This is a genomic window from Gordonia sp. (in: high G+C Gram-positive bacteria) (genome assembly GCF_049299075.1).
Classification (GTDB): Bacteria; Actinomycetota; Actinomycetes; order Mycobacteriales; family Mycobacteriaceae; genus Gordonia.
Genome location: NZ_JBAQWU010000411.1, coordinates 1 through 9,312, shown reverse-complemented (window position 1 = coordinate 9,312; position 9,312 = coordinate 1). Strand labels below are relative to the sequence as shown.

Sequence of the window (9,312 nt, the reverse complement as noted above, 5' to 3'; positions counted from 1 at the left end):
GCTCCCTGAGCTTGTCGAAGGGTCACCGGTCGTCAGCCCTCGTTGCGGGCGATGACCTCGCGTGCCAGGCTCCGGTACGCCAGGGCGCCAGCAGATTTCGGCGCCCACGAGGTGATCGGCTCACCGGCGACCGAGGTCTCGGGGAAACGCACCGTCCGACTGATGACGGTGTCGAATACCGCATCGCCGAAGACTTCCACCACGCGCGCCATCACGTCCCGCGAGTGCAGGGTGCGGGCATCGAACATGGTCACCAGGATTCCGCCGAGGGTCAGTCGCGGATTGAGGCGGTCGTGCACCTTGTCGATGGTGTCGGTGAGCAACGCGAGCCCGCGAAGGCTGAAGTACTCGCATTCCATCGGGATCAACACACTGTCGGCGCAAGCGAGCGCGTTGACCGTGAGCAGACCGAGGGACGGCTGACAGTCGATCAGGATGTAATCGTAGCGATCGGCGACCGGGTGCAGCGCACGCGCCAGTGCCTGTTCGCGGCCGACTTCGCTGACCAGTTGGATCTCCGCCGCCGACAAGTCGATGTTGGAGGGCAACAGATCCAGACTGTCGACCCGCGTGCTAATGAGCACATCGTCGGTCGCCGCATACGGTGCGACCAGCAGGTTGTGGACGGTCTCGTCGAGTTCATGGTGCGGAACGCCAAGCCCCGCGGACAGAGCGCCCTGCGGATCGAGGTCCACCAAGAGCACCCGGCGACCGGCCTCGGCCAGCGCCGCTCCGAGATTGATCGTCGAGGTCGTCTTCCCGACGCCACCCTTCTGGTTGCAGACGGCAATGATCTTCGCCGGGCCGTGGCGGTCGAGCGGACGAGGCTCGGGAATATCGCGGTACGGACGCCCGGTGGGGCCGAGTTCAGTCCCACCGGAGTTCTGGCCAGCGGTTACGGGCGTATCGGCGCTCAACTGTCCGCTGCTCCTCCCCGGCGGGGCACCCGCCAACGACGTCGGACATCGACTGTCCGCTCGTGAATCACCCTAATGGTAGTCACGCGGCCGGTTGCTGATCTCGGCGCACTCGCCTCGGGCGCCCTCAACATGACCGGCCGACGCGGAACCTACGACGCCGAGTCATGCGGCCAGCCGCCTTCGCCGTCACCCGGGCAATTCAGCGAATAAGCATCGCGAACAAATCACGACGCTCCAGTCTCTCATCGAAGGTGATTTCCAGCCCAATTATACCGGTGATTAGTGCGAATTACAGGGCTTTTGATCTATAGCAGTGGGCGCCGAGTATTGTCCGACCCTCGCCGTACCGTACGGGTTATGAACAGCAGCGGAGCGGGCGAGATGGGCATCGAAAACTGCGTTGGTATTGCCAGGTTGATACAGCGCAGCTCGCCACATTGACCACGTCATCTCGGCGTATTAGCCATGTCGGATTGTCGGACCATCGAGGTATTCTACGAACGGTAATGAAAAGATGAATCGGCCGCCGAAAGTGTCGGAGCCGCGAGTTACTGTTAGACCAGAGAAATCGTTCAACGGTGAGGGAGGTGAATCAGATGACCGGCAGTCCCGTACACGGCGACGGTGATCGATACGTCAGCCTCGACAATGCGACCGCCCATAAAGACGGTGCGCCCACCGAGCACGCGTTCATCGCGATCGGCGGCCCCGACGCCGCGCCGATCAGCGAAACCGAACTTGCTGCGCGCGTCGGTACCGTGCTGCCCGACGACGCGCTGGGGCTCCTGCGGGTGATCGACACCGCCGCCGCGAAGCTCGCCACCACCAACCTGGCGCAAGCCTCCGAAGCCGAGCTCACCCACTCGGTGGAAGTGTCCGAACGGATCCGGCGCCGCTTCGATGGTCTGTCAGCCAACCTCTACCTCGAGGGCAGCGACCGCTCAATTCACCGCGCCGCGGGCTTCCTGACGATGCCGGCATACCTGGCGCTCGGTCATCGCCTTGGCCGCGGCGAGACCAAGCGCCGGAGCGCGCTCGCCTTGCGCCTCACCCGGCGGACCGCACTGACCGGGGACACGCTGGAGCCGACCCTGCCGGCGACCGCCGACGCCGTCGCCGGCGGTCAGATCGGCGCCGCCCATGCACTGGTCATCGCCGGGATCATGAAGAAGGTACCGGGCGCCATCGACCCGGCCGATCACACGACGATCGAGTCCGAGCTGGCCCAGCATGCGCGCAGCCTATCCCCCACCGACCTGGAGAAGGCAGGCGCACGCCTGCTCGCGCTGATCGACCCCGACGGCGCATACACCGAACCGCAGGATCGGCAGCGTCAGCGCGCCTTCAGCATCAGCGCGCAAGACGACCAGCTCATGAGCAAACTCGCCGGTAAGGTCACCCCGGCGCTAAAAGAGAAGCTGGCCGTGATCTTCACTAAGCTCGCTGCCCCCGGCGTGAACAACCCCGCCGACCCGAACAGCCCGCGCAGCGCCGATAGGACCGCCGACCAGACCCTCGACGACGATGCCCTCACGGCCGCCCGCACCCTGGACGACCGCACCGCCGACCAGCGCGGCCACGACGCCCTCGAGGCGATCGTCGACTTCTTCCTCGCCAACAAGGGTCTGGGCCGCCCCGACCGCATCCCGGCCGAGATCGTTATCTCGGTGTCCGACGCCGACCTGGCCCGCCACGCCGGTGTGGGCATCGGTGCCGCGGGTACGCTTATCCCGGTCGCTGACCTGATCGAGCTCGCTGCCGACGCCACCCCACACCTGGCGGTTTTCCGTCACCACACCCGCGAAGCGCTCTACCTCGGCCGCGGCAAAAAGAACCGGTTCGCCAACAAGGCCCAACGACTGATGCTCTTTGCCCGCGACGGCGGCTGCACCGCCTCAGCCTGCGATGCGCCGTTCGTGCGGACCGAGGCCCACCACAGTCCCGACTGGGCCCCGAGCGGGCCGATGCCCCAAGGCGGTCGCACCGACATCGACGCGATCGGTTCGTGCTGCGGTGGCCACAATCGCTGGGTCGGCCCGAAAATCGGCCAATGGGAGACCCTCGTCCTTACCAGCGGACCCAATGCCGGCCGCATGGCCTGGCGCCCAACCGGCACCCGAGGACCCTGGGCACTCAACCCGACGCACCACCCAGAACTACTGTCCCAGCAGGGAGCCCACGCCCCACCCGACGACCGCTCAGGCTTCGAGAAACGCCTCGAAGCCCGCCTGGGCTTCGCCTTCCTCACCCCAGATCCCGCTCGGGGCACCACTTCACACACTGCGGCGTAACTCCCGCCCCGCCGGCGGTCGGCGCGCACCTCTCGGTCAGCAACTAAACCATCAGTTGCGCGGCGAGGTTGGCGCCGAGGTTCCAGCACGCTTCCAGCTCATCCTGCGTCGGCTTCGCCGATACGACGACGTCGTCGGCCGACTTGGTCCAGCCGAGGCCGCTGGCGATCGAATGCACGCTGCGCTGCGCGCCCTCGGTGCCCTGGTTACCGTGCATGAACAACCCGTACGGTCGCCCTGACGTCTGGTCCAAGCACGGATAGTAGATGACGTCGAACGCATGCTTGAGGGCGCCGGACATGTAGCCGAGATTCGCCGGCGAGCCGAGCAGATAAGCGTCGGCATCCAGCACATCGACCGGCGACAAGGTCAACGCCGCCCGGCGCACCACCTCGACATCGTCGATCTCCGGGCAGGTCGCTCCCTCGATCACCGCCGCCAGCATCTCCTGACAGTGCGGCGACGGCGTGTGGTGGACGATCAACAGTCGCGCCATAGGGTCACCCTACGTCGCCAGCCGGATCGCCCACCGCGGGACGCCCTATCGCCTTGGCGTCGAGGGATTCTTTGCTTAACCACGAGACCACCACGCCGAGCAGGTAGACCGCCGCGGCGACCGGGCCGACGTAGCCGACGGCACCGAGAAGCAGCAGGCCCAGCGGTAGGGCGACGGCCAGCATGGCGGCCAGAGCTAGCGCGATACCCGCCGACTGCCAGTCTCGTCGCTGCGGTCGCCAGGCGATGGCGGCCACGGCCGCGAGCATCACCAGACCGTTGAGCACCGCCCAGCCGAGCGTTCCGCCACGCAGGGTCAGGAGAAAGAAGGTCAGCGCGACCGGCAGGCCCAGCACGGCCAGTCCCTTCAGCCCGAATACTTGAGTGAAGAACCAGGCGGTATGGGACCAACGGCCACCTTCCGCGCGAAAGGTCTCGTCCCACATCGGCCGGAAACCGCACGCCAGCGCCGCAGGTACCCAGAAGATGGCCAGGGTCGCCATAGCCGCCCATATGCCACCGCCGCTGACGACGGCAACGGCCGCGGCCACCAGACCGATCATCCCGCCGAACAGCATCCAGAAGGTCATCAGCGGCCGTTCCGGCGGCTGGCTGATGTTCCGGAGCCCGCGTGGCCACAGCACGTCAGAGATCGCCGGCGGCTTTCGCGGCGCGGTACCCCTCGGCGGCGCGGCCCATCATCTCCCGGGCCCGCTTGCGGTCGCCGGCGTAGTCGTAGGCGCGAGCGATCCGGTAGGTACTCATCCAGTCCGACGGGTCGGCTTCCCACTCGATCTTCACCTCGGCGAAGAGCTGGTCGGCGGCGTCCCGCTCGATGCGCCCGGACGGGCGATGCGGGAGATCCTCGACGTTCAGTTCGCGTCCGGACTCGGCGACGGCGGCGGCCATTCGCTGGTGTTCGATACCCGCCTGCAGGGTCCGCACGACTATCCAAACGCCGAGCACCGGCAGCACAAACACGCCAAGACCCAAACCGATGCCCACGACCCCACCGGCTTCAATCAACCGGAGGGCCTGCCGACTCAACAGCACCAGATACACGACCATCGCCACAACCATGAAACCGATCATCAGCACTATCGGCCGGGCGTCCTTGACTTTGGGCCCGCGCGAGACTTTGGGTCCCCGCGGCGTCGTGTCGTCGGTGGTCACCGCGGTCACAGATCCATGAACTGGTCGAGGCCCACGGTCAGCCCCGGGTGCGCGGCGATCTCCCGCACACCCAGCAGGACGCCCGGAACAAACGAGGTGCGATCGATCGAGTCATGCCGGATCGTCAGGGTCTCTCCCTGCGTACCGAACAGCACTTCTTGGTGAGCTACCAGACCGGCCAGACGCACCGAATGCACACGAACGCCATCGACATCCGCGCCGCGGGCACCCTCCAGTCCCGTCGACGTCGCATCCGGCATGGGCGCCGATCCGGCGGCAGCGCGCGCCTCGGCGACCAGTTGCGCGGTGCGCCCGGCGGTACCCGACGGCGCATCGGCCTTGTGCGGGTGGTGCAGCTCGACGATCTCGACCGAGTCGAAGTAGGGAGCGGCCTTCTGCGCGAAGTGCATCGATAAGATCGCGCCGATGGCGAAGTTCGGGGCGATCAGCACCCCGACACCCGGCGCGTCGGCCAGCCAGTGCGCGACCTGATCGAGCCGCTCCGGCGTGAAGCCGGTAGTGCCGACGACAGCATGAATACCGTTGTCGATCAGGAACTTCAGGTTGTCCATCACCACATCGGGATGGGTGAAATCGACCACCACCTGGGTGCCCGAGGAGACGAAGGTGGCACGGTCGTCACCGGCATCGACACCGACGGTGAACTCCGTATCGACGGCATCCCGCACGCCCGCCACAATCGCCGCGCCAACCTTGCCGCTGCTGCCGAACACGCCGACCCGAATGGCCTCGTTACCCATATGAATTCCCTATCCCGTCGCTAGCCGGTATGCCTCACGCCCAGTCTAGAGAGTCCTGACGTCAGGCTTTCGCCGGGAACCGGTCGATCCAGGGAGCGGCCTCCTCCAGCTGCGCCGCCAGACTCAGCAGGGCTCCGTCGCTGCCGAACGGGCCGTTGAACGAGATACCCAACGGCAGCCCGTCGGGCGTCCAGTACGACGGCACGCTGATCGCCGGGCGACCGGTGAGGTTCGCGAGCTGGGTGTAGGGCACCCAGCCGAGATTGTCCTCGATCATCTGGTCGATCAGGCCACTGCGCACCATCGCCTTGCCGCCGTGCAGTCGGTGCGCGGCCCGGGCGGCTGCCCGCAGGGGTGCAGGGGTGTCGAGAGCCCCGATCTTGATCGGCGCTTGCGCCAGCGTCGGCGTCATGAAGTAGTCGAACCGCTCGTAGTAGCGCTCCATCGCGTGGGTGTAGGCCGGAACCTGGCCCAGAGCGCGCAGCATGCCGGTAACCCCGTTGGCCCGGCCGATCTCGGCGATCGCCAGCGTGTCGGCTTCGAAGTCGCGGTCACCGGCGCCGGTGCGTACCTTGATTTCGTCGACCTGCTCGCACACTTTCCCGAACCAGATGGTCAGAAAGGTCTCAGCGAGTGCTTTGTCGTCGTACGGCGGCCGCACCTCCTCGACGTGGTGTCCGAGATCGGTGAGCAGTTGCGCCGTTGCTTCCAGTGCGGCTGCCGCGGTCGGGGTCGCCTCGCCGCGGATCGCCGAATGCCCTGAATAGCCGATGCGCAGCTTTTTCGGCCGGCGGGTGATCGCGGTGCTGAACGACTGTCGGGGGCGTGCGACCTGAAAGTCCGCCATCGGGTTGGCCGCGACGATGGCATCGAGCAGGCCGGCGCTGTCGCGCACGGTCCGCGACAGCACGCCCTGCGTGGCCATCCCGAACATCGACTCACCGGCCTGCGGCCCGTACGGTGCCAGCCCCCGGCTCGGTTTGTGCCCGACCAGTCCGGTGGTGGCGGCCGGAATGCGGATGGAGCCGCCGCCGTCATTGGCACCGGCCGCCGGAACGATGCCCGCGGCGACAGCCGCCGCCGAACCGCCCGACGATCCGCCCGGCGTCCGGGAGGTGTCCCACGGATTGCGGCACGGCCCCCACAGATCCGGTTCGGTGATGCCCTTGGCACCCAGCTCCGGGGTGTTGGTTTTGCCCATGATCACTAGTCCGGCGTTCAGGAACCGGTCCGTGACCAAGGCGTTCTCGGTCGCCACGTCGTTGCGTAGCGCCTGGCAACCACAGGTGGTGGGATAGCCGCGGTATTCCTGGTCCAAGTCCTTGATGAGGAATGGCACCCCGGCGAACGGCCCGGTCAGGGCGCCCTGCACCTGGACGTCGGCGCTGTCGGCGGTTTCGATGACGACAGCGTTCAGCCGGGGATTCACCTGACGCATCCGACGGCGGGCCAGCTCCAGCAACTCCGCGGCGGTCACCTCGCCCGCGGCCACCAATTCGGCGAGCGCGGTGGCGTCGTAGCGCAGATACTCGGCAAGCTTCATCGTCGTCTCATTTCCGATCAGGGTGAGCCAACACTCCCCGGTGCCAGCCTAGCTCGGTCATCAGGGACGACGCCCTCCTTTTCCTCCGCTACTCCGCAGTACCCCGCAGCCCATAGGCATCGGCGAAATGCTCCAGCAGGTCGAGCAACTGGGCCGAGTCCGCGGGCCCCATTTCCATCAGGGTGTCGCCAATCGCGGTGAGCGCGGAATGCGCTCCCCGGTCGAAGGCCGCGCTTCCCGCGGCGGTGGGCGCGATCTGATACGCGCGGGATCGGGGGATCCGCTCCTTCGCGAGCAGACCGGCCGCCACCGCAGCGTTGACCTGCCGGTTCACCGTGGAGCGTTCCAAGCCCAGTTCCGCGGTGAGTTGACTCAGCGTCTGCGGCCCGGCTTCGATCAGCAGCCACAGCAGTCTCATGTCCGCCGCTCCGGGCCCGTTCTGCGGACGGCGGCGCCGATATCCGTCGAGTCGCACCAGTGCTGCCGCCAGTCGCCGACTCGGTTCGTCACCGAGCCGCCCCGTATCCATGCCGACGGCATGTGTGTTTTCGCGCACCCTCGCCCTTCCCGCTGCCGAACCTCAAGGCCCAGTGTGTAATCTACACACTGTTAAATGTGTAGATTACACACCTACCTGATAAGGACAATTTTCGTGACCCTTCCGGAAACGGACGAACCGCAGCGCGACGCGGCGCACCCGCTGCCCATCATCCTCGTTCTTGGCTTCTCCAGCCTGTGCGTCGCCCTCATGCAATCACTCGTCATTCCCATTCAGTTGGAACTCCCCGACCTGCTGGGCACCTCGCCGTCGAACGCCTCCTGGGTCGTGACGGCGACCCTTCTCGGTGCGGCAGTCGCCATGCCGGTGGCCGGGCGCCTGGCTGACATTCTCGGAAAGAAGCCCGTACTAGTCGCCTCGGCACTGCTCCTCATGATCGGATCACTGGTCTGCGCCCTCTCGGGCAGCCTGGTTCCGCTGCTCATCGGCCGCGTCCTCCAGGGCCTGGCGATGGGCTACATCCCAGTAGCGATCAGCTTTGTCCGCGAAGTCGCACCCCCGCGAATGATCAACACCTCGATCGCCGCCATCAGCGCGATGATGGGCGTCGGGGGTGCGCTGGGCCTCCCGCTCGCGGCCTGGGTCGCCGACAGTTTCGACTGGCACGCACTGTTCTGGGTGTCCCTCGGTCTCGCTGCGGCGATGACGGCACTGTCGCTGCTCGTACTCCCGCACGTGCATGACGCTCACCAGGCCCGGCTGGACTGGATCGGCGCCGTCGGGCTTGCCATCGGCCTGGTCGCCTTCCTCGTCGGCGTCTCCAAAGGCAACGACTGGGGCTGGACCGACGGTCTCACCATCGGACTGATCGGCGGCGGGCTCGCCGTCCTGGTCGCGTGGGGATTCTTCGAGTTCGGGCACGACGACCCGCTCGTCGACCTACAGACAATGTCGCGCCGCCCGGTCCTGATGACCAACCTGGCCGCGGTGTTGATCGGGTTCGGCATGATGGCCCAGGCCATTGTGGTTCCGCAGTTGCTCGAAATGCCCGCAATCACCGGCTACGGCCTCGGCCAGACCGTCTTGCAGGCCGGCCTGTGGATGGCGCCCGGCGGCCTGATGATGCTGGCCTTCGCCCCCGTCTCGAGTAAACTCCTGTCCACCGTCGGCGGCCGCTACACCCTCTCCCTGGGCGCGATGGTGCTATCGGTCGGCTACATCCTGGCGATCTTCCTCACCGGGGCCCCCTGGCAACTCCTCATCGCCACCTGCATCGGCTCAGCTGGCGTGGGCATCGGCTACGCCGCTATGCCTGCGCTGATCCTGCAGAATGTCCCGCCCGCCGAGGCCGGAGCCAGCGTGGGCCTCAACGGCCTCATGCGCTCGGTCGGCACCACAGTCGCCGGCGCTGTGATGGCCGTCGTCATGACCAGCCAGACGATGGATCTGGGTGGCCGGGAGGTCCCGACGCTCGGCGCCTTCCAGCTGTGCTTCATCATCGGCGCGGTCGCGGCAGCGCTGGGTGGTGCGCTGGCGCTGCTCATCTACCCCTGGAAGAAGCCCGCCGCGGCTCCCCAGGTGTCGCCGCAGGCAGTGTCGACCGGCGTCTGACCGCCCGACGACCCGAAGC

9 protein-coding genes are annotated in these 9,312 nt (G+C 66.9%); 2 read left to right on the top strand and 7 right to left on the bottom strand.

All coding sequences use genetic code 11. The features are described 5' to 3' along the window. Positions 1-32 precede the first annotated feature (32 nt). A complete protein-coding gene (locus WAW85_RS13180; RefSeq protein ID WP_422560058.1) occupies positions 33-917 on the bottom strand; it encodes a ParA family protein in 885 nt (294 codons plus the stop codon). 599 nt (positions 918-1,516) lie between these two features. Here WAW85_RS13180 and WAW85_RS13175 point away from each other — a divergent pair. Further along, entirely contained in the window at positions 1,517-3,211 is a 1,695-nt protein-coding gene (locus WAW85_RS13175; RefSeq protein WP_422560057.1) for a DUF222 domain-containing protein, read from the top strand. Positions 3,212-3,254: 43 nt separating this feature from the next. On the opposite strand, the gene WAW85_RS13170 is transcribed toward WAW85_RS13175, so the two are convergent. From WAW85_RS13170 to WAW85_RS13145, 6 genes are all read right to left on the bottom strand, one after another. Further along, positions 3,255-3,707 carry a flavodoxin family protein gene (locus tag WAW85_RS13170; protein WP_422560056.1) on the bottom strand — a complete coding sequence of 151 codons (453 nt, stop codon included), beginning with the start codon at positions 3,705-3,707 and terminating at the stop codon, positions 3,255-3,257. 4 nt (positions 3,708-3,711) lie between these two features. Further along, positions 3,712-4,350, bottom strand: coding sequence for a hypothetical protein (locus WAW85_RS13165; RefSeq protein WP_422560055.1), 639 nt, complete (start codon positions 4,348-4,350; stop codon positions 3,712-3,714). A gap of 1 nt (position 4,351) precedes the next feature. Further along, the gene (locus WAW85_RS13160; RefSeq protein WP_422560060.1) at positions 4,352-4,798 is read right to left on the bottom strand and encodes a hypothetical protein; all 447 of its coding nucleotides are present in this window, start codon (positions 4,796-4,798) and stop codon (positions 4,352-4,354) included. 86 nt (positions 4,799-4,884) lie between these two features. Beyond that, complete coding sequence (gene dapB, locus WAW85_RS13155) at positions 4,885-5,625, bottom strand: 4-hydroxy-tetrahydrodipicolinate reductase (protein WP_422560059.1); 741 nt, start codon at positions 5,623-5,625, stop codon at positions 4,885-4,887. 76 nt (positions 5,626-5,701) lie between these two features. Next, a complete protein-coding gene (locus WAW85_RS13150; RefSeq protein WP_422560054.1) occupies positions 5,702-7,183 on the bottom strand; it encodes an amidase in 1,482 nt (493 codons plus the stop codon). 88 nt (positions 7,184-7,271) lie between these two features. Then, the gene (locus WAW85_RS13145) at positions 7,272-7,739 is read right to left on the bottom strand and encodes a MarR family winged helix-turn-helix transcriptional regulator (protein WP_422560053.1); all 468 of its coding nucleotides are present in this window, start codon (positions 7,737-7,739) and stop codon (positions 7,272-7,274) included. 96 nt (positions 7,740-7,835) lie between these two features. On the opposite strand from WAW85_RS13145, the gene WAW85_RS13140 reads away from it, so the two are divergent. Next, positions 7,836-9,293: an MFS transporter gene (locus WAW85_RS13140; protein WP_422560052.1), complete on the top strand. Its 1,458-nt coding sequence runs from the start codon at positions 7,836-7,838 to the stop codon at positions 9,291-9,293. The last annotated feature ends 19 nt before the right edge of the window (positions 9,294-9,312 follow it).